We start from the raw sequence: 21,445 nt of genomic DNA on the forward strand, positions 1-21,445 counted from the left end.
GAACTTTAGCTTGAAATTAGCTCAAGGATCATACGAAGCCCTCGATCCAATCAAATCTCAAACCTATATCACCTCTGTGAACCCAGGCACTGACAGTGCCTTCCCTCCCAATTCACAGAGGTAATTCCCAATGTCTGAACAATGCCCCAACTGCCTGTCCCGGCGGATTGGCAAGAACAACTATGGCAAGAAAACCGCTGGTGTGGTCGGTGCGTCTGCCGGTACCTACGGCGGCTATGCGGCTGCCACGGCCGGTGCCCAAGCGGGCGCCGCCCTGGGAATCGTTGCTGGTCCCGTGGGCGCAACCGTGGGCGGTATTGGTGGCGCTGTCATCGGTGCGCTGCTGGGTGGCGCTTCTGGTGCCTCCGCTGGCGTGATCCTGGGCGATGTCCTGGACGACCGTGTGCTGGATAACCACCGCTGCCTTGATTGCGGCTATTCCTTCAGTGTCGACTCTGACTCGTCAGACAACATTCGTTAATTCCCCCCATTCGTAAATTCAAAGGAGAACGACCATGGCTCACCTAATCGAGCAAATGGCCTACGTTGGCCAAACCCCCTGGCATGGCCTGGGGAATGAACTGACCTCAAATCAGCCTCTGGAAGTCTGGGCAAAACAAGCAGGTCTGGACTGGCAGATCCAGGAAAGCCCTGTCCGCTATGTCACTAACGCTAGTGGCACCCTAGGCGAGATCTTGTCTTATCCGGATTCCAAGGTGCTTTACCGGTCGGATACCAAAGCACCGCTTTCAGTAGTCGGTAACCGTTTCAAAGTGGTTCAGCCCGAGGAAATCCTGGAGTTCTATCGGGACCTGACCGAAGTCTCTGGTTTTGAGCTGGAAACTGCTGGCGTGTTGAAAGGTGGCCGGAAAATGTGGGCGTTGGCCCATACTGGCCAGTCCGGCACGCTCAAAGGCAACGATCAAACCAATGCCTACGTCTTGCTGGCCACCGCGTGTGACGGCACGATGGCAACGACATGTCAGTTCACCAGTATCCGCGTGGTGTGCAACAACACGCTGGCTGTTGCCCTGAAGGGCTCTGCGGCCAATGCCGTTAAGGTGAAGCACAACACGGCCTTCGATGCAGACCTGGTGAAGAAGCAACTGGGGATCTCCGTTTCCGCCTGGGATGACTTCATGTACCGCCTGAAGACCCTGAGCGAAAGGAAGGTGAGAGCCACAGAGGCTAGGAACTACTTCCTAAAGGTGTTCACTGACGATTCCGGCACCGGTGTCGGCAAAACTAACGAACGCTCCATGGCGAAGGCCCTGGGTCTGTATGAAGGCGAGGGTATGGGCGCCAACCTGGAATCTTCGGAAGGTACAGCCTACGGACTGTTGAATGCGGTAACGGAATTCATCGATCACCAGCGCCGGGCCAAAACCGTTGACCACCGGCTCGATTCCGCCTGGTTCGGAACCGGCGCAGCCATCAAGAACCGTGCGTTAGAGCAGGCCATGTCACTGGTGGCCTGAGCCAACCCCACAAATCTCAAAACCGCCATAAAGCCCGCCGGAGCCTGATGCTCTGGCGGGCTTTTTTATGTCTGGAGGACAATACGATGGGCATGAGTGCAAACACAATTCAAAAACAGCGACCGGCCTTACGCCTGGTCTCCACCAAGGGCCTCAGCAGGGATGAATGGCTGAAGGTCCGCAAGCAGGGCATTGGCAGTAGCGATGCCGCTGCAGCAGTGGGCATGAACCCTTACCAGTCCCAACTGGAACTCTGGATGGTCAAGACCGGCAGAGATGCGGGCCTGCCGAAACCGGACTCCGATGATCCCACCTCACCAGTCTACTGGGGCCATATCCTGGAACCAATTGTGGCCGAGCAGTACAGCCAGCAAACGGGCCGCAAGGTGCGCCGGGTGAATGCAGTGCTGCAGCACCCAGATCCTGAAAGGCACTGGATGCTGGCCAACCTGGATTACTCGGTCGTGGCCGATGAAGATGTGCAGATCCTCGAGTGCAAAACAGCCGGAGAATTCGGGTCACGACTCTGGAAAGAGGGCGTGCCGGATTACATCCAATGCCAGGTTCAGCATCAGCTGGCGGTTACCGGCAAGCACTCGGCAGACGTGTGCGTGCTGCTGTGTGGTCAGGAACTGAAGATCTACCGCGTTGACCGGAACGAGGAACTTATCAAGGCGCTGTATGTGCTGGAGCGCCAGTTCTGGGATTTCGTGGAAACGGATACGCCGCCACCCGTTGACGGTACCGATTCTGCCGAACGTGCCTTGCGCCACCTTTATCCGGTGGACCGAGGGGAGACCTTGGACTTCAGCCAAAGCAAGGAGCTGTCGGATGCGTTTGACGAGCTGCTGGCCATCCGTTCGGAAATGGAAAGCCTCAAATCCACCGAATCCCACCTAAAACAGCGAATCGAAAGCCAGATGGGTGAAGCGTCAAAGGCAACCTTCCCCAGTGGCAGCGTCAGCTGGAAGCGGAGCAAGGATTCCGTTGGGCTCAACGTGAAGCAACTGCTGAAGGATCAGCCAGATCTTCTGGATCAATACCCACTCACCAAGCTGGGCAGTCGGCGGTTTCTCATTCAAGCATAAAACCCCTATTGGCCACGCGGGCGTGACGATCGCCTCGTGGCCCTTTTTCTGAGGAGAAGCATCATGATTAAAGGTTTAGCCATCACGCCTCCCGTGTTGGGGCGTATTAGCATCGGTCGGGTCGTTGAAAAGAACGGCATCCGGCTGCCACAGAAAGACGACCAGTTCACCATCACCTCTCAGATTCAGGAGAAAGACTCCGGATGGGTTTTGCATCCCCTGGACGAGGAGCTCAGAAAGGATGCTCCAAACGGAAAACTGCGAACCATCCCGGTACGCATGCTGTTCAACGATGCGGATCTCAACCTGCGCGCCGAGTACACCATGTTTGACCGTAAAAGCGGGCGCCCAATGTGTGTTGGTAATGGCGAAACATGTAAGCGCCTGACGCAATCAGGAGTGCAGTCTTTGCCATGCCCGGGACCAACGTTGTGTGAGTTCGGCAAAGGTGGTCTGTGCAAGCCTTATGGCCGTCTGAACGTGAAGGTCGGTGACGACGATGATCTCGGCACCTTCATCTTCCGGACGACCGGTTACAACAGCATCCGAACCCTTGCGGCCAGGCTGAGTTACTACCAGGCAGTTTCTGGTGGTCTATTGGCGTACATGCCGTTGGAATTGAAGCTACGGGGTAAAAGTACGACGCAGAGTCACCGAACGCCGATCTACTATGTGGATTTGGTGATCAAGGAGGGGCTGTCATTGTTGGAAGCGGTGGCTGAGGCAAGGGAAAGGTTTAGGCAGTTCAAAGAAGAAGGCGTTGATCAGGCTGCGCTGGACGGGGCGGCTTCAAGGGGATTCGGTAATGCGCTGTTTGAGTATGATGAAGATGAGATGGATCAGGTTATTGACGAGTTCTATTCATCAGGAGCCAATGAAGGGTTGCGGAGCAGCTCCGAAATAATGTCAAAACTAAGAGAAGATTTGGATGCTCGACGTTTGGCTTCTGGATGAATTGTGAGGAGTGGCCTCTAGGCCACTCCTCACAAATAAGCCTGTTAAGGTCTTTTTTTTTGTGTACCTACGAAACCGATACGGTCTGTCAAATTAGCTTAGGCTTTGGCTTAAAAGTGGGTTTTCAAAATTGTTCTGGTCAACCGAGAAGCTGCCGAGCTCGGATTGGAAAAACGGTTTTAGGGCGACTAGTCTCCACAAAACGTCGAAAAGGAATGATAGATGACGGCTGTCAGAGAGCAGATCCAACAAGCGGACCAGGTAATTTGTCAGAATATTGAATTATTGGGTGATCAAAGGACGTTGCTCTCGCAAAACGTCCTCTCCCAACTACGAAACCTCGTCGAAGGAATTGTTGTTTATCTCCACAAAGGGGTTTCTGATGCTGACTTCAACTATTTAGCTGTTGAGCCCGGACTCGCGTTCGTTAGAGGGAAGGCAAAGCTAAATTTTCTTGGGAAATTCCACAAGCTGATTCAGAAGAGTTCTTCCCATTTTACGATGGATGGAGATACGTCAGAGCGTTTGATGCTTAAGTACTACGAGTATCTTCATCGCACCCGCAGCTTGCTTCGAGATCAATTCGGCATCGCTGTGCTTGCAAATCTTGAGGCCTTCCCGATCAATCTTGACCCATCGCTGCGTGAGTATCACGAGAAGATTGCTGCGCGAATTGGAGCGGCACGTTCAACTGACCTAAATAGAAGCCCAAGTGATCGATATTATATCCACAAGACACGACCATTCTTCTTTGGCGAGCGCATCTTCTACGAGGTCACGTTTTATCGCGCCGTTAACAAAGTGAGCAAATTCGATCGCATAATTGCATTCACCGACATCGACATAAACGACAAATACGCGGCGATGTTAACGCTTCAGCGGGATTCGATTGAAGTGCTTGGACGAACAATGCCGATCACAATTATTCGGAGGTGGGAAGTCTCGATCCGGCCGTGCGAGTTTAATAACTTTGCCCTGCTCTTAGGCTTCGCAATTAAGGTGCAGACTAAGTTAGCAGAATATCGCTACCTTATGAGTTGCCTAACGGAAGGGGGTGACGGGCTTCTCGAGTTCGTCGATATGTCGGACGAACGGTATGCGGCAGTTAGGGCGGCAGGCACGGCTGGAGGAGTAAAGCCGCAGATTTTTCCAGTGCTGGATTCAGTGCGCCGCATTGTGAGGTCTGCGGCTCCTGGTCACAACGTTCTACGTTATCTGTTGCTCCGAATGCACAACCAAATTCTTAAGTCGCAGTATGAGCGGACAGGCTGTGGCCTCCTCTCCGGATTGAGGCTTCGGTATGGCTGCACTCCCTTCGATACAATGCCATTTTGTACTTCGCTCCCAGGACACAATCCTCGTTATTGGGATATCGTTGAGAGCCTGGACGTGGCAAACCGGAACCATGAGCTGCTCGCGCGACGAGTGAAGAATAATGTCGAGCGTCACGGAATCCTTTATACGCCCATAGCTGGCCTGAAGGAGTTCGGAGACGTCAGCGGCCTAATTGGCGCGCATAACAACAAACTTTATTACAAGCATACTGAGCGCAGGTTAGAAATCGACAAAGGGCACGTTTTCGTTCGTGGTTATGAGAATGACACGGTAGCCATCATTGAGAAGCTTAAGGAATATGCATCTTCTGGAGTCGCCGGATACACGCAGGCTGTCCAACGCTGGTTAGATAATACGCCTCGTGGTATTGACGATCCTGTGAAAGAGATGGCACTCAAAAAGTTGTTTAGTCAATCTAGTGCTGCCCTAATTTATGGAGCCGCTGGCACCGGAAAAACCACAATGCTGGACAACATTGCGCACTATTTTAACGACAAGGAGAAACTTTTCCTTGCGCATACGAATCCCGCAATCGACAACCTAAGACGAAAGGTAACCGCGCAAAATTCCCAGTTTCGGACAATCAGTAGCGTCATCCGAAAGAATTCGGCTGATCGAGAGTACGATCTCCTTATAATTGACGAGTGCAGCACGGTTAGCAATGCTGACCTAATTAAAGTGCTTGAAAAAACTCCATTTAAACTTCTCGTTCTGGTAGGTGATGTCTATCAGATCGAGTCGATCCAATTCGGTAACTGGTTTGGTATCGTTGACTCCTTTATACCTGGCACGTCGGTTTTCGAGTTGACTACTCCTTTCAGAACCAAGAACAGCGCCCTGCTTCAATTCTGGAAAAAGGTCCGTGATCTCGACGATGATATCGCCGAAATCATGGCTCATAATTCGTATTCGACCGTTCTCGATAAGACTCTGTTTCAGAGTCAAGACCAAGACGAGATTATTCTGTGTCTGAATTACGATGGCCTCTATGGAATCAACAATATTAATCGGTTCCTGCAAAGCAGCAATCCTGGAGCAGCGACCACATGGAGAGTTTCCACTTATAAAGTCGGTGATCCTATTCTCTTTCACGAGACTGAAAGGTTCCGGCCAGTTATCTACAACAATTTAAAGGGAAGAATAGTCCGAATTGAACAAGGTCCTGGTCAGATTGAGTTCGATGTTGAGCTCGATCGACCGCTCAGCGAATTCGATGTGCATGACGTCGATGACCTTGAATGGATCGACGACTCAATCGTGCGGTTTTCCGTTTATGAGCAAGACACTAGTGATGAAGACGACGATTCACTGAATACGACCGTGCCATTTCAGGTGGCGTATGCGGTATCCATCCACAAAGCGCAGGGCCTTGAGTATGACTCGGTAAAAATAGTTATTACCGATGCAAATGAAGACGACATCACGCACAGCATCTTCTATACAGCAGTAACGCGGGCCCGGGAGAGCTTGCAGATCTTCTGGACGCCTGAGACGCAGCAGCGCGTTCTGAATAGCCTCACGCGCAATGTCAATCGAAAAGACGTAACCCTGCTGGCCAGTCGTCGCGGTCTTGCGCCGGTTTGAAAAGCTTCAACAGAGATTGGTTGCGAAGGGGTTGCTTTGGAGAAGGTGGGGAGCACGTCAGATCAGATGGTATCGATCTATGGTTTGGTCTAACCTGCTGATTAATTGAAGGGAGTTGCAGCCCTATGGAGTTCCACCTAACTTCTGTTCAAATTATCAGCAAGGAAGCGGGGAAGTAGCCTTGAAAACCAATTATGTACTGATCGACTTTGAAAATGTACAGCCGAACAACCTCGAGCTCCTAAAGGGGCATGGCTTTAAAGTCCTTGTTTTTGTTGGTTCGAAGCAGGTGAAAATTTCGTTCGATCTCGCTTGTGCAATGCAATCTCTCGGCCCTGACGCGGAATACGTGAAGATTGAGGGAAATGGACCGAACGCTCTGGACTTCCATATAGCGTTCTACATTGGGAACATCGCGGCAAACGATCCCGATTGCTACTTTCATGTGATTTCAAAGGACACCGGCTTTGATCCGTTGATCAAGCACCTGAAGACTAAAAAAATATACGCTCAGCGAGAAAAGGATATCTCCGAAATTCCACTTCTGAAGATCGCAAACTCCAAGTCTATGGCAGAGCGTATCGATGCCATCGTTGAGTTTCTTAAAGCCCGCGGATCGGCCAAACCAAGAGCCCTGAAAACACTCTCTAATTCAGTGAACTCCTTATTCATGAAGAACCTTGAAGAGGAAGAGTTGGCGAATATCATGGACGAACTCGTTCGTCAGAAAATCGTTATCACTAATGGGGCGAAGGTAAGTTACCAGTTACCGAGCAAGCCCTAAAAAGCTGTCTAAGATGACGGCTGTCAGGCCGAATTCCACTTCAGGTTTAAAGTCTGAGAGGTAGTATGGCATCACTTTATGACAAACCAGTGCGCTCACTTATGCATGACATGGTGCATGATATTGAGCTAAAGCCAGATGCCGTAATTTCGCGAGATCGAGTTCGGTCATGGTTCAAGGAGCGATACCCTAAGATCAAAGATGGAACGATTGCTGCGCACCTGCTTAGAATGTCGGTCAACTCGAAAAGCCGAGTTCATTACGGGGCTAAGCCCGGAGAGGACGATCTGTTCTTCCAGGTGGACCCAAAGCATTTTCGTTTATATCAGCGCCACAACGACCCAGCACCGATTTATCCAGGAGATGGCGTTGAACAGGCAGTAAAGGAAGAGGTTCAAGAGCTGGCAGAGGAGGGGAGTCCCGAGTTCGCTTACGAAAAAGACTTGCAGAACTACCTCTCAAAGAACCTTCATCTCATAGAATCTGGACTCACGCTTTTCGAGGACGAGGGGATTAACGGCGTTGAGTTTCCTGTGGGTGGAAGGTTTGTCGATATCCTAGCCACGGACTCAGACGGCAATTACGTTGTCGTAGAGCTAAAAGTATCCAAAGGATATGACAGAGTCGTCGGTCAGCTTCTGCGCTATGTGGCCTGGATACGGAAGAACCAGGCGGAACCCGGGCAATCGGTTCGAGGCATCATAGTTGCCCGACATATCTCAGAAGATTTGTTGCTCGCCTGTTCTGGCGTGCAGGGTGTTCAGCTTTTCGAGTATGAGTTGTCGGTCAGCCTCCATGAAGCGCGAGGGGTCTGAGATCGTAGGGGCGGCGGTAATGGTCGGGGGAAAGTTAAACTGCTTTCTGGCATCAGTCAGCCTCTAAATGGTGAGCTCTACTGCATTACGATTTCGCCCTCAATGCAAATCAATACTCGCGAGCGTGAGCGCCCACCCCGCGAATGGCCCGCCAAACCACCCTTTGTTAGACTGCTGGCGGACGAAAAGCACTTTGTGGTCTCAAACTCAGCGCCAGTGTAATTAGCGCCTAATCTTGATTCACCGCCGTTGAAGCGGCCGAATATTGCGCGACTTCGGACCTCTCAATTCTTGGAGGTCGATCACTGGGGTTTGTGCTATCGGCGCCGACGAAGAATAAGAACACTGTCAAGGAGTGAATGGCAGCCATGGATAAATTCCAGCTCAGTGAGCGCGATATCTGCACCAAGTTCATTACGCCGGCTATTCAGCAGGCGGGCTGGCAGCATCATCAGTTCCGCGAGGAGGTGAAACTCACTGACGGTCGGGTCATGGTGCGTGGCCAGCTCGCTGCGCGCATCAAGAACCCCGATGCCAAAGGCGGCCCCAAACGGGCAGATTTTGTGCTCTACGCAAGGCCGAGTGTTCCTATCGCCGTTGTGGAAGCCAAGCAAGCGAAATTCTCTGTGGGGCATGGCATGCAGCAGGCATTAGCCTATGCCGAAATGATTGACGCCCCTTTTGCCATTAGCAGCAATGGCGATGGCTTCTTGATCCACGACCGAACCGGCATCACGCAGCCCACCGAGCGCGAGCTCAAGCTCGGCGAATTTCCGGCATTGGAAGATCTTTGGCCGCTATACCAACAATGGAAAGGGCTGTCAGCGCCAGAAGCGGTCAAGCTCATTGAACAGCCCCTCTATACGGATGGCAGTGGTCGCGAACCCCGCTACTACCAGCGCGTGGCTATCAACCGTGCCGTGGAAGCCATAGCCAAAGGCCAGCAGCGCGTACTGCTGGTCATGGCCACAGGCACAGGCAAAACTTATACGGCATTTCAGATCATCTGGCGGATGTGGAAGGCCAAGGCAAAAAAACGCATCCTGTTCTTGGCAGACCGCAACATCCTTGTCGACCAGACGATGCAGCAAGATTTCGCCCCATTTGGCGAAGTGATGCACAAAGTGACCAATCGCGAGATCAAGAAAAATTATGAGATCTATCTCGCCTTGTACCAGGCGGTAACAGGTAAAGAAGAGTGGAAACAGATCTACAAACAGTTTCCGGCAGATTTCTTCGATCTGGTGGTCGTTGATGAGTGTCACCGCGGCAGTGCCGCCGATGACTCCGCTTGGCGTGAGGTGCTCGAATACTTTAACAGTGCTACCCACATAGGCCTCACTGCCACGCCAAAGGAAACCAAAGAGGTTAGCAACATTACGTACTTTGGTGACCCGATTTACGTCTACTCGCTCAAGCAAGGAATTGAAGACGGCTTTCTGGCGCCCTACAAGGTGATCCGTATTGCAACGGATTTGGATGCGATCGGGTACACGCCCGAGAAAGGCAAGGTCGACAAACATGGTCAGGCGGTAGAGCAGCGCCAGTTCAATACCAAGGATTTCGACCGCACTCTGGTGCTGGAAAAACGCACCCAACTGGTTGCCAGCAAAGTTTGGGAATACCTTAAAGCCACTGATCCGATGGCCAAGACCATCGTGTTCTGTGACGACCAGGATCACGCTGAGCGCATGCGGCAAGAATTGGTCAAGCTGATCCCGGCCGCCGCTAGCAACCGTCGTTACGTGATGCGCATCACCGGCGACGATAACGAGGGGAAAGCTCAACTTTCGTACTTTATCGATAACGACGAGCCCTTCCCGGTCATTGCCACTACCTCCAAACTGCTCACCACTGGTGTAGATGCCAAAACCTGCAAACTCATCGTTCTGGACCAGAACATCAACTCGATGACCGAGTTCAAGCAGATTATTGGGCGCGGTACTCGTCTGCGTGAGGACTACCAGAAGCTCTACTTCACCATCATGGATTTCAAGGGCGCCACACGCCTGTTCGCTGACCCGGATTTTGATGGCGAGCCTGTGGTGATTTACGAACCTGAACCCGGTGACCCTGTAATACCGCCCGACGATATCAACCCACCGACCACTTGCGAACCAGAGTCACCGCCGTACGGCCCCAGTCCCATCGGTGGCGACGACGCCCCAACCGGCGAGGACAACGGAGGCGGCCGCATTAAGTACGTGCTCGATGACGTGAATGTGCGACTCGCCGTTGAACGCTCACAATACCTCAACGCTGACGGCAAGCTGATCACCGAGGACTACCGTGTTCTGCTCAAGGACGATATCAAGAAGATGCTTAGAGCCGAGTTCGGTACAATGTCCGACTTTCTGCGTCGGTGGGGAAGTGCTGAACGCAAACAGGCTGTGCTTGAGGAATTGGCTGAGCATGGTGTTCCGCTCATCATCCTGCAGCAGGCAGTGGCCAACGGCAGCGAACTTGATGCTTTTGATTTGGTCGCCCATGTGGCCTTTGACCAAAAACCACTTACTCGCCGGGAGCGCGCCGACAATGTTAAGAAGCGCAATGTTTTTGGTAAATACGGCGAACAAGCCCGTGCGGTGCTCGGAGCTTTGCTAGAAAAGTTCGCTGATCACGGAGTGCAGGATATTGAAGACGCTAAGGTACTGGAGTTGCCGCCGTTCGATCAGTTCGGCAGTAAAACCCAGATTAGGCGTGGCATCTTCGGTAGCGTCGAGAAGTACACCCAGGCGGTACACGAACTCGAACAAGCACTCTATGACAACTCTGAACAAAAGGAAGCTTGAGCGGCAGATTAATGCCAGCTCTGGGTTCTACGATATGAGAGCAACACGATGAACCTCAGCAGTACCATCAAGTCCATTCAGGACATCATGCGCAAAGATGACGGAGTCGACGGAGATGCCCAGCGCTTGGGCCAGCTCACTTGGATGCTCTTTCTCAAGGTCTTCGACCAGCGCGAGGAAGAGTGGGAAGACGACGATCCTGACTATAAGTCGCCCTTACCTGAGCGTTACCGCTGGCGCAATTGGGCGGCCTACAAACTCGATTCAAATGGCAAGAGCAAGCCACAAATTCCAGGTAGTGAGCTCATCAGCTTCGTCAACAACGAGCTATTCCCGACGCTCAAAGACCAGATCGATGCCAGCAAGAGTCCGAAGCACAAAGTAATAAAGCAGGTCTTTGAAGACGCCAACAACTACATGAAATCTGGCCCCCAGATGTTGGCGGTCATCGAAAAGTTGGAAGAGGCAATCAACTTCCATGATTTCAAAATTCGCTCCAGCTTGGGCGATGTCTATGAGCAGATGCTCAACGACTTGCGTGGCGCAGGCAATTCCGGCGAGTTTTACACTCCAAGAGCTCTAACGGCCTTCATGGTTGACCGCGTTTACCCTAGCCTGAAAAAGCGCGAGAAGGTACTAGATCCAGCCTGCGGGACCGGTGGCTTTTTGAGCGCGGCCATCGACTACTTTCGCAACCAACTTACTACCAGATCCGGAGCGGAAGATCAGCGAGCGATAGATACGCTGATTAAAGGTTTTGAGAAGAAACAGCTCCCCCATCTGCTGTGCACTACGAACATGCTTTTGCACGGCATCGACGTACCTAGTCAGATCGAGCACAAAAACACCTTAGGAATCGGGTGGAATGAATGGAGCCCAAACGACAAAGTCGATTGCCTGATTACAAACCCGCCCTTCGGTGGTTATGAGGATGATACGGTCGGTGGTGACTATCCAGAGGATCTCAGAACGCGCGAAACCGCTGACATGTTTATGGCGCTGATCATCAAGAAACTGCTCAAAGAAAACGGCCGCGCGGCCGTCGTGCTGCCCGATGGTTTTCTCTTTGGGGAAGGCACCAAAAGTAAACTGAAAGAGCTACTATTGCGCGATTGCAAGCTGCATACCATCATTCGCCTGCCGAAGGGTGTTTTTTCGCCCTACACCACCATCAAAACGAATCTCCTGTTCTTCACCAAGGGTACCAGGGTGGCGGATGGCACGGAGCACTTCCACACAGACACCATCTGGTTCTACGAGCACCCCTACCCTGATGGCTATAAAAGCTATTCAAAGACCAAACCTATTCGGTTCGAAGAATTCAAGCCTGAGCAGGACTGGTGGGGCGAGGAGGCCAACGACTTTGCTGATCGTGTGGAAAACGAGTTCGCCTGGAAGTTGGATTTCAAAGCAAAGCGTCAGCAGGCCGAAGCCGACGCGCATCCACACTGGCAACGAGCGGAAAACCTGAATAACCAGGCCGCCTCGCTGGAAGGTGAAGCTAGCGATTTGCGAAAAAGCTTGGTTGGCAGTACTGACGCAGGCTACCGAGCTAAGGTTGAAGCCCAAATTGCTGACCTCCGCGCCCAAGCTGAGCCGTTGCGGTTGCAAGCGCGCGACGCCCAAGCGACTGGCGATCGAATTTACTGGCCTATTTTTAACCTGGACATCAAAAATCCCAATGCTCCGGAAGAAGAAAATCACGATCCTGATCTGCTGTTGGAAAAGTACAAAAGAATATTGGGTGAAATTGAAGAGACCGAAAATCAGCTTAAGAGTGAACTGGCTGCTGCATTGGCGCATCATTTCGCAGGCGAGGAAGCCTGATGGATGCGAAGCAATTTTTGGCAGAGCTTAGGCACTTTGTGGAGGCGCCGGGAGGTATCGGGCAGCTCCGCGAAATGATTTACCAGCTTGCTATTACTGGCGCGCTCACGCAGCAATTAGAGACTGACGGTGATGCGCGTGTACTTCTCGCTGATGTAGCTGCCACAAAGAATCGATTGATCAGGGAAAAATCATACAAGCGCTTGCCGAAGCTGGAGAGCGAGGCAATAGACTTGCCGAGAACAATCCAACTGCCCGAAACTTGGTGTTGGACTCGCCTCATTGATATTGGCGAAGTAAACCCGAGAAACGATGCACCTGACGATGCGGCAGCTTCTTTCATTCCGATGAGTGGCTTATCGCAAGCCCACAAGGGCCAACTGGCTCCCGAGGCGAGTAGGTGGGGAACTATCAAAAAGGGATATACCCACTTTGCCAATCGCGATGTCGTTGTCGCTAAGATCACGCCTTGTTTCGAAAATGGCAAGGCAGCTGTTGTTCAGGACCTGGAGCATGAAATCGGCGCGGGCACGACGGAGCTTCATGTATTCAGGCCAATTCACGCGGGTATCCTGTCAGGGTACATCTACCTGTTCTTGCGATCACCCTATTTTACGGTTGAGGGCAGAGAAAGCATGACAGGGACTGCCGGACAAAAGCGTTTGCCAGCGAACTACTTTGCAACTCGCGCTGTGCCCCTACCTCCGACCAAAGAACAATCTCGGATCGTTGCGAAGGTTGATGAAATGATGGCCTTGTGCGACACGCTGGAAGAGCAACAGCAAGCCCGTCGTAAGCTGCAAACCAACCTCCGTCAATCTACGTTACAAACGGTCGCCACTGCGACCAGTCCGTACGAACTACAAACTGCCTGGACCCGTTTGGCTGAAAACATTGGGGAATTATTTAATGCCACTGAGGATGTTGATGACCTACGGAAGGCTATTCTTGACCTCTCTGTGTCTGGCTATCTGAGTGCCCAGGATGAGCTAGACGAGTCGGCAACATACCTGAAAGCGAAAATTTTAGCTGCCAAAGAAAAGGGGATCGCAGACGGTTCTGTATCGCGAAAAAAACATGTCAAGCCAGAGGAGCTAAAGGAAACAATGTTGCCTCCCCATTGGGAATCCATCACATTGGATGAGGCGATTTCCAAAATTGATGCTGGTTGGAGTCCGGCGTGTTTGCCAAGAGCTCGTGGCGACGAAAGTAAATGGGGAGTGTTGAAAACAACTGCTGTACAGGTTTTACGTTTTCTTCCTGATGAGCATAAGGAGCTGCCCGCTTCACTTGATCCTCGCCCCCAGTATCAGATTAAAGTAGGGGACATTCTAATCACCCGCGCAGGCCCAAGGAACCGCGTGGGTATTTGCTGTGTGGTGGACTTTGCACCACCGAGGTTGATGATTTCGGACAAGTTAATTCGGTTTCATATCGTTGACGATCTTATCAATCCTCGCTTCGTTTCTCTTTGCCTATCTGCGGGAGAACCCGGTCGCATCGTTGAGCGACTGAAGTCCGGTATGGCGGACAGCCAGATGAACATATCGCAAGACAAACTGCGGTCAATAACTATCCCTCTTCCGCCAATCGAGGAACAACAGAGAATACTGACAAAGATCGACGGCTTAATGGATCTTTTAGACGCCTACTGCGAGCGACTTCGCAATAGTGAGCGCTTGGCGGAGCAGGTTGCGGCAGCTACAGTTTCAGCCCTCACCGGCATCGCCATCGAACAAGAAGAGGAACCCATGAAAGCTCCGAAAACTGAATTGGTTGCGCCGCTGCGCTTAGGCACTCTGCCTGGCATCAGGGACCAGGCCCCGTTGGCGACCATCTTGGCGCGCAACAACGGCGAGTTGACTGCAAAAGATTTATGGCAGCGTTTCGGCGGTGAGATCGATGACTTTTACGCACAACTGAAAACTGAAGTTGCCCACGGTTGGATTTTGGAGCCAGCACCCGGCGAGATGCGTGAGAAGCAGAACGACACGGTGGGTGCCTGATATGCAGTTGCGGCACCTTCATATTTCAGCCTTCCGTAACCTGCGGGATCTCGATATCGCTTTTGATTCCGAGTTGCAGCCTGCTCCTGGCTCGCCCTCGGATGCACCGCCTAAGTACATCCGTAGTCACGCATTGATCGGCCAGAATGGCACGGGAAAGTCTAATCTGCTCGAAGCGCTGATCATCATCTTCCGAGACGTGGATCTGGACCGCGAAGCGGCTTTCGATTACACGCTCGAATACAGTATACGAGGCCATGTAGTCCGCATTGAGGCGGACACATCAAAGCAGAAGCGACCTTATGTCTGGGTGGATGGCGACCGTGTTAATCAGGCGTATCTAATAAAAAACGACCCTCAGGATAAAGAACCACAGGACCGGCGTCGCGGTCCACGCCTACTTCCGACCCATATATTTGCCTACTACTCTGGACGAAACGAGCGCATCGAGGCGCTGTTTCAGGAGCACCAACGACGCTTTAACCGGCTTCAGGAAATCACAACGGACGAAGTGCTTCCTGAGCAATTGCTAGAGAACTTTACCGGCTCCGAGGCGGATATTCGCGCGTTGGAGGAGGCCAAGCGGCGTCGTGAGTCGCAGTTTAAGAAGGCGGGCGACGACCGCTTGCGCCGTTTGTTCTATTGCCGTGGTGGTCACAGTCAATTGGTGTTATTGGCCTGTTTACTGTCTGAAGACCCGATATTTCAGAAAGTCCTCGAAAATCTGCACATCGAATCCTTGGAATCTGCGCTGTTCGTTTTGAAAGAGCCACATCGCCTGCGCGAAAAGCGTCGAGGTGGAAAGTTCGACGAACAAGAACTGTATGAGGGCGATCCCCGTTTCTGGTATGCGCGTGGGGATGTAGTAAGTGAATTTCTCGATAAGCTTTGGCAAGTTTCCTGGGCTCCCATCGAACAGGAAGTTAGCAAGCAGATCGATTTTCGTGGCCGCACTGAGAAGCAGAGGCAGCTCTATCTATATGTTCCTAATCACGTAAAGCTCAAGGAATTAGGCGATCTTGTCGGTGGAACAGATAGTTTTTTCCGATACGCAGAGGGGGCTTATATTGGTGATTTGATCGACGAAGTGCGGATCACCGTCAAAAAGCGCGGCGGGCAAGGGGGAGAAGTAAGTTTTGCCCAGCTTTCCGAAGGTGAAATGCAGATGCTTACTGTGCTCGGCCTTATGCGCATCACTCGGGAGGATCAGTGTTTGTTTCTCCTTGATGAGCCAGATACCCATTTGAACCCAATCTGGAAACTACGCTATTTCGATGACATCGAAGGTGTACTAAACGGTGAGAAAGACAAGCTGGTACCAGGTGAATCACAGATTCTTATTACCACCCACGACCCGATCATGGTAGGCAGTCTCAAGCGCGAACAGGTGCATATTCTCCGCCGGCAGGATAGCAAAAGTGTTGTGCAAGTGCCCGACGAACATCCGCAGGGTATGGGTGTAACGGGGCTGCTGAAAAGCGAGCTGTTCGGTCTATCTTCTACGCTGGACACTGAAACCGAGCGCCGCTTGTTCCGGCGAAATGAGTTATTTGCGACGGATGATCGCAATCCTGATCAAGACGAAGAGCTTCGGCGATTGAGTGCTGAGCTTGCTGATTTGGGATTTTCGAATGCGGATTTCAAAGACCCGCAATACGCCAAGTTTGTCCGCAGGATGGCGAAACATACTCACTTCCATAAACCGGCACTCTCACCGGAAGAGCAAGCCGAGGAGGACCGTATCGCGGATGAAATAATCAGCGATATTCTGCGGGAGGAGGCTGAAAAGTGATTTTCATCGACCTCGAAAACAAGCTGCCCACCGACGCGGATTTGCGAGACGAGGTCCGATGGGGGCAAGCCGACTGGGATGCGTGGCTGGCGGAATCTGAGCACTTTGTCGAAACGCTGGCTCAGTTGAATGCAGCTGGAGATATTACCGGGCGCAACGAGTTTATTAATAGACACAGTGACCACTGGGGCAAGTTGAAACCCTGGTTGTTAGCGCTTTCCCGCGGAAAGTGTTGGTTTACTGAGGCGAGAGATATTGCCTCGCACCTTGACGTTGAGCACTTCCGACCCAAAAAGGCCGCCCGTGGTGTCAAAGGACCAGAGAGAGATGGATATTGGTGGTTGGCCTTTGACTATATGAATTTCCGGATTGCCGGTACAGTGCCGAATCGAAAGAAGGGTACATGGTTCCCGCTACGATACGGTTCCCCGTGCTCGTCGTATGCACGACGATGTGAGGGTGATGAACTACCTCATTTCCTCGATCCAACTAATGCTCACGACGTTACGCTGCTGGCATTCGACGAGGAGGGCAAAGCTGTACCTGCACCTGGTATAGAGCGTTGGGAGGAGATTCGAGTGAGGCGTACTGTTGATCGATTGAAATTGACAGAGCATCAAGCATTAGCTGAGGAACGTCGCAAGATCTGGCAGCGCGTGAATAGGCTGATCAATGGCTATCGGAAGGCTCTTTCCGAAACACGGTACTCCATTGCAGCTCATGAAAGAGTCAAGGGGTATGCTCGCGAAATTTTGATTCTCTCTAAACCGGATGCGGAGCTGTCTTCTGTCGCAAGGTGTTGTGTTCTTTTTCGCAATGACCCGCGTCTCTTGAGGTTGTTGGGATAACAGCGGAGAAAGCCGCAGGCTCTCTCAATGCTTCAGTAGTGATTTCTTTTTTGTGTTTACTGATAGTGCAAAAAAATCGAGTATGAGAGACGTCCGAATTTTCGAGTGAGATTCTTGTGAGTGAGGGGGAGGAGGTTTGAGGAATCTGGGTATTGATAGGGACACTGGAGATATATACATAGGGAGCCGAGACCGCCATCCTGAAAACTCTCAACAGCTTTCAGTTTTCCCCGTGCAAGTTTATGGGAGGTTCCCAGCGACTATTTCTGGCCCCAAAATCGATTCGTTTTCTATTTCTGAGTATGTTTTTCAGGAGCTGTCATTCGATCCCGTGACTCAAATAAGGCGTGGTTACGTGTGGCACCGAATGGACTCCCAGCCGCAGAGTTGGGGCCATCCTCCTAATCAAGAAGTGAATTTAATCGGTTTTCAATATCAGGGGTTCCTGGGCGTTTTGGGAGGCAGCCTACCAAGCCAAGTCCTCTTCACATTTGGTGGAGAGTCGAATTTTACGGTTGGCGAACTTGTCCATTTTGAACCAGATGCGATTGGTCAGGAACTGCTTACCATAAAGATGCGGCCGCAATTTGGATTTCTGCCTCGATTGAAAAAGAGCGCGATTGATGAGGGCAATCTCAGACGTTTAGAGACGGCTTTGAATGACGTTGCGATGGGCTACCGCTCGTCACCTCCTGCCTCTGTGATAGACCGCTGTAGGGATGCACTGACCGAAGTATTGTCTATTGCTCTAAACATCACAGACAAAGACTTGGGGCATTTGATCAAAAAGTACGATGCTAATGTTAACAACAACCAGCGAACGGTTGTTACAAATCTGGCGCATACGGTCAGCAGGCTACATGCGCGGGCAAAGCCAGCAGAATCTGGTTATCCTCCGATGTCAGATCGGCAGGCAGAATTGGCGGTGGGAGCCGTAGCGGAAGTTCTGATCTCGCTTGGTTGGGCGGAATGGTCGCAAAGCTAGGCAGAAGACTATATTACCTCATTGAGATGCACTCACCGTACCGGGATTCAGCCTCTCATAGCCCTGGTATGGCTGATATAAGTAATGCCAAAAGTACTCGATGGCGCCATCAATCATCTTTTGCGTGTCCGGAATGCTTGTAACTGGCCACTCCGCGCCACCATAGCGGAGAAATAACAGTTTGTATTTCTCACATGCTTTTGCGTTGAATCCGGCTGGTTTCATGCCCGCATAGACAGCGAGCGCGTCCCTCGCAGTTTCTCCTCGCAGTTCACCAAACCCGTTGACTCGGCAACAATCGAGCGCCAGGTCGAGTTTTTCTTTGGCTGTGGAAAAGTCGTTTTGCGACAAGGCGTGTTTTGCCTCGAATTGCAGGATGAATGCATCGAAGCGGTCTGAGGGAGATGCCGTACGGAGCCTCTTTAAAAGCGCTTCCACTATCGTCTCCGCATTGCCGGGGCGGCTACGTTTATCCGGATCGTTTAGGAACTGACCCAGAAGACAGATGTAGCTATACACCTTTTTTGTGCTCGAATCGGCTAACTGTATCATCCGGGTCGCCGCTGCCATTCTGGCCGTTAAATTGACGCCATCTATCGAAGCTAAATTGTTCAGGGCGACCCAGTTGTTCGTTTCGGGTATGGCTTTGTGTAATTGGCCCCAGTTCTGAGCGCTCAACAACCTTTCGGTCTGCTTTTCTACTTCTGCCATTGCCTCCAGAGTTTCGATTTTTGAAACAATCGATTTATTGAGCTCATTTTCCGGAGAATTGAGGGGGGCTTCGTCTTCGAGTGGTTCTCCTGGAAGGCTTTTTATAAAGTACTGGTTTAGTCGGTTCGAAAGCTGCTGTATGGCTGAGTCAAATGAAAGAACTGCCAGATAGGTAGTGCAGGCGTGGAGAGGTCGCCTTTTCTGAAGGCGTTGAGCAAACAGTGACTTTTCTTCATTTTCCGTTGTCGTTTGGTCGCAGCATTCAATGGTCAGATTGTAGATGTCCTGGAAAATCATGAACACCTGCAACGCCTTATTTGTATTTGGGCAGGTCCCAAGGAGGTTGCCCTCTCGGCCATGTAAGGTTTGATACAAGCGTTTGTAAGTATCTTGCGCCGCTGCGGCGATGCGAAGTCTATGGCGTACCCTGGCAATTGAAGGTGTCGCATATCGATCACAGAGCAGTGAATACGCATACTTTTTACCTTCGTCATCGGCTTTGCCAGCCATCAACAGCTCAGCGCCCTTGGCTCCACCGATGGGGATTTGGCGGCTGAGTTCTGTTTCCGACAGCCCCTTACGACGAACAAAGTCTACAAATGCAGTCAGTTTTTCGTCAGCGTTAAGGTTTTTGTTTCGCTCCAAACCGCCCGGAAACTGGAGTAACAAAGCGTCATTGAAGTAGGCCTCGATGGTATTCATTTCCGGAGTCGGGACGCCGGTGAACCAGCTGTTAAGGGTTTTTTGAATGGATTTGAAATCAGCAACAGCCTCTCCATCTTTGCTGAAGACAGTATTCGACTCTGCCAGCATCCTTGATAGATCGTTGATGCTATAGTCCATGAGATCAAGTAGCCACTCCAGCGTCTTCTGAACTGGCATCGTAAGTTCTGCAGGATTTTCGACCGATGGTGAGGGTAGGTACCAAAATTCGCCTCCCGGCATCCCCTCGTCGGTTCGAGCTTGGTAGTCCCAGAAAGCCAAGTGACGGGCAAGTCCGGGAGCATACACATGGGTAGAGAGCATCCAGAGAACCTGACGCATATCAGCTTGGCCAACCCAGGTATTTCTTTCCAGGAAACCGTTCAAGGTCTCCCACCGCGCAAAGTTTATTCTTGCATCTCTTCTCTGATCAGCATTAAGGCCGAGCGCCTTCAGAATGTCATCCGTGTAGTCTTGGATTGTTTTGAGCTGGTAATCAAAGCCTTTGCGAAACGATTCCAGCTGTTTGCGTTTTTTGTCAGGTGGGCCGGCCTGAAATACTTGCCTAAGGAAAGCCAAAACCGATTCCATCGGCGGAATTGAAGCCACTTCAGAGGTCCTTTGGTTTTTTTGAGGGGGTGGGAACTCGTTTTCCCCGGCAACGAGCTACGGACATTTATCTTCTCTTCTTCATCCACAGAAGGAGAGTTAACGATGCTGCACTACAGTGCTCACAATCCGAAACAACTGGTTATCAACTGGCATCTGACAGAAGCCTGCAACTATTCGTGCCGCTACTGCTACGCGCATTGGCAGCGCCATGAATCGGTGAAGGATCTCATTCGGCAAGACTACCAGATACATCAGCTGCTGTCGGAGCTGCGAGGATTCTTCGATCCGATTAATTCCCGGAACCCACTGGCTTGGAAAATGGCCTGGTCGAACACCCGGTTGAACATCGCTGGAGGTGAACCGCTGCTATTTCCCTCCGTTGTCGAGGACACTGTTAAGTTTGCGCGAAGGGTTGGGCTTCGGGCTTCGCTGATAACAAACGGCTCTCTTCTGACAGAGCGGATTGCCCGTCGCATTGGTGCGGGCCTGGAGGTGCTAGGAATCAGCATCGACTCAGCTCAAGCGCTCAGTAACCGCCTTATTGGGCGTATCAATTCGCAAGGGGAGTTCTTGGACTTGGGGCAGCTGCGAAGGGCTGTTGAAGTCATCAGGGAGCGGAACCCAGCGATTAAGATCAAGTTGAATACCGTTGTTAATCGGGTGAACTGGCAGGATGATTTCTCGGACCTGATATCGCTGATACAGCCCGACAAGTGGAAGGTTTTAAGGGTTCTGCCTGTGACGGATCAGTCCATGACTATCACAGATGAGGAATTTCAGTTCTTTTTAAATCGCCACCGAAAGTACCGCAAGATTGCCGTGATTGAAGATAACCAGGATATGGTGGAGTCCTACATCATGGTTGATCCCCAGGGCCGGTTTTTTCAGAACTCACCATGTTCAGCAGGCTATGAGTATAGCCAGCCTATCCTCGGGGTTGGGGCTGAAAAGGCATTCAGCCAAGTTAACTTCGATGTCGATAAGTTCAGCTCCCGATACCCCGGAAACGGCGGGGGAGTGGCATGAAGTATTCCTCGGATAAAGACGTCAACAAGTATGCAAAACAACTGGTTCAAGAGGGGTGGGGCTTCAAGCGTGGCAAGAAACACGGGAAGTTAATTGCCCCAGGCCG

At 51.6% G+C, this 21,445-nt stretch carries 15 protein-coding genes; 14 read left to right on the forward strand and 1 reads right to left on the reverse strand.

The features are described from left to right. The first annotated feature begins 130 nt into the window (after nt 1-130). The 13 genes from RKA07_RS13935 (at nt 131) to RKA07_RS13995 (ending at nt 18,288) form a co-directional block, all read left to right on the forward strand. Nucleotides 131-481, forward strand: coding sequence for a hypothetical protein (locus tag RKA07_RS13935; RefSeq protein ID WP_310966598.1), 351 nt, complete (start codon nt 131-133; stop codon nt 479-481). A 34-nt stretch (nt 482-515) separates the two neighbouring features. Further along, nucleotides 516-1,478, forward strand: coding sequence for a DUF932 domain-containing protein (locus RKA07_RS13940; protein WP_310966599.1), 963 nt, complete (start codon nt 516-518; stop codon nt 1,476-1,478). A gap of 86 nt (nt 1,479-1,564) precedes the next feature. Continuing rightward, on the forward strand, nt 1,565-2,566 hold the full coding sequence (locus RKA07_RS13945) for a YqaJ viral recombinase family nuclease (protein ID WP_310966600.1): 1,002 nt from the start codon (nt 1,565-1,567) through the stop codon (nt 2,564-2,566). Between the two features lie 63 nt (nt 2,567-2,629). Further along, on the forward strand, nt 2,630-3,520 hold the full coding sequence (locus RKA07_RS13950; RefSeq protein ID WP_310966601.1) for a recombination directionality factor: 891 nt from the start codon (nt 2,630-2,632) through the stop codon (nt 3,518-3,520). Nucleotides 3,521-3,742: 222 nt separating this feature from the next. Beyond that, nucleotides 3,743-6,439: an ATP-dependent DNA helicase gene (locus tag RKA07_RS13955; RefSeq protein ID WP_310966602.1), complete on the forward strand. Its 2,697-nt coding sequence runs from the start codon at nt 3,743-3,745 to the stop codon at nt 6,437-6,439. Between the two features lie 181 nt (nt 6,440-6,620). Continuing rightward, nucleotides 6,621-7,223, forward strand: coding sequence for a PIN domain-containing protein (locus tag RKA07_RS13960; protein WP_310966603.1), 603 nt, complete (start codon nt 6,621-6,623; stop codon nt 7,221-7,223). A 65-nt stretch (nt 7,224-7,288) separates the two neighbouring features. Further along, on the forward strand, nt 7,289-8,038 hold the full coding sequence (locus RKA07_RS13965; protein ID WP_310966604.1) for an endonuclease NucS domain-containing protein: 750 nt from the start codon (nt 7,289-7,291) through the stop codon (nt 8,036-8,038). A gap of 368 nt (nt 8,039-8,406) precedes the next feature. Next, nucleotides 8,407-10,830, forward strand: a complete 2,424-nt coding sequence (gene hsdR, locus RKA07_RS13970) for an EcoAI/FtnUII family type I restriction enzme subunit R (protein WP_310966605.1) — start codon at nt 8,407-8,409, stop codon at nt 10,828-10,830. Nucleotides 10,831-10,878: 48 nt separating this feature from the next. Next, nucleotides 10,879-12,657 carry a class I SAM-dependent DNA methyltransferase gene (locus tag RKA07_RS13975; protein ID WP_310966606.1) on the forward strand — a complete coding sequence of 593 codons (1,779 nt, stop codon included), beginning with the start codon at nt 10,879-10,881 and terminating at the stop codon, nt 12,655-12,657. After that, the gene (locus RKA07_RS13980; RefSeq protein WP_310966607.1) at nt 12,657-14,663 is read left to right on the forward strand and encodes a restriction endonuclease subunit S; all 2,007 of its coding nucleotides are present in this window, start codon (nt 12,657-12,659) and stop codon (nt 14,661-14,663) included. The genes RKA07_RS13975 and RKA07_RS13980 overlap by 1 nt, the downstream gene beginning before the upstream one ends. Nucleotide 14,664: 1 nt before the next feature. Then, entirely contained in the window at nt 14,665-16,455 is a 1,791-nt protein-coding gene (locus RKA07_RS13985; protein WP_310966752.1) for an AAA family ATPase, read from the forward strand. Then, nucleotides 16,452-17,303, forward strand: a complete 852-nt coding sequence (locus RKA07_RS13990; RefSeq protein WP_310966608.1) for a hypothetical protein — start codon at nt 16,452-16,454, stop codon at nt 17,301-17,303. Before RKA07_RS13985 ends, RKA07_RS13990 begins: the two co-directional genes overlap by 4 nt. 136 nt (nt 17,304-17,439) lie before the next feature. Next, nucleotides 17,440-18,288 carry a hypothetical protein gene (locus tag RKA07_RS13995; protein WP_310966609.1) on the forward strand — a complete coding sequence of 283 codons (849 nt, stop codon included), beginning with the start codon at nt 17,440-17,442 and terminating at the stop codon, nt 18,286-18,288. An 18-nt stretch (nt 18,289-18,306) separates the two neighbouring features. On the opposite strand, the gene RKA07_RS14000 is transcribed toward RKA07_RS13995, so the two are convergent. Next, nucleotides 18,307-20,310, reverse strand: a complete 2,004-nt coding sequence (locus RKA07_RS14000; RefSeq protein WP_310966610.1) for a hypothetical protein — start codon at nt 20,308-20,310, stop codon at nt 18,307-18,309. A 105-nt stretch (nt 20,311-20,415) separates the two neighbouring features. On the opposite strand from RKA07_RS14000, the gene RKA07_RS14005 reads away from it, so the two are divergent. After that, entirely contained in the window at nt 20,416-21,339 is a 924-nt protein-coding gene (locus RKA07_RS14005; RefSeq protein ID WP_310966611.1) for a viperin family antiviral radical SAM protein, read from the forward strand. Nucleotides 21,340-21,445 lie beyond the last annotated feature (106 nt).

Origin of the sequence: Marinobacter xiaoshiensis (assembly GCF_031631795.1) — a bacterium.
GTDB classification, from domain to species: Bacteria; Pseudomonadota; Gammaproteobacteria; order Pseudomonadales; family Oleiphilaceae; genus Marinobacter; species Marinobacter xiaoshiensis.

Bases quoted from the DNA above. Each gene is read 5' to 3' on its own strand.
- RKA07_RS14005 (WP_310966611.1), top strand. From the start codon at position 20,416: ATGCTGCACTACAGTGCTCACAATCCGAAACAACTGGTTATCAACTGG.
- RKA07_RS13950 (WP_310966601.1), top strand. From the start codon at position 2,630: ATGATTAAAGGTTTAGCCATCACGCCTCCCGTGTTGGGGCGTATTAGC.
- RKA07_RS13935 (WP_310966598.1), top strand. From the start codon at position 131: ATGTCTGAACAATGCCCCAACTGCCTGTCCCGGCGGATTGGCAAGAAC.
- RKA07_RS13940 (WP_310966599.1), top strand. From the start codon at position 516: ATGGCTCACCTAATCGAGCAAATGGCCTACGTTGGCCAAACCCCCTGG.
- RKA07_RS13975 (WP_310966606.1), top strand. From the start codon at position 10,879: ATGAACCTCAGCAGTACCATCAAGTCCATTCAGGACATCATGCGCAAA.
- RKA07_RS13985 (WP_310966752.1), top strand. From the start codon at position 14,665: ATGCAGTTGCGGCACCTTCATATTTCAGCCTTCCGTAACCTGCGGGAT.
- hsdR (WP_310966605.1), top strand. From the start codon at position 8,407: ATGGATAAATTCCAGCTCAGTGAGCGCGATATCTGCACCAAGTTCATT.
- RKA07_RS13955 (WP_310966602.1), top strand. From the start codon at position 3,743: ATGACGGCTGTCAGAGAGCAGATCCAACAAGCGGACCAGGTAATTTGT.
- RKA07_RS13980 (WP_310966607.1), top strand. From the start codon at position 12,657: ATGGATGCGAAGCAATTTTTGGCAGAGCTTAGGCACTTTGTGGAGGCG.
- RKA07_RS13965 (WP_310966604.1), top strand. From the start codon at position 7,289: ATGGCATCACTTTATGACAAACCAGTGCGCTCACTTATGCATGACATG.
- RKA07_RS13945 (WP_310966600.1), top strand. From the start codon at position 1,565: ATGGGCATGAGTGCAAACACAATTCAAAAACAGCGACCGGCCTTACGC.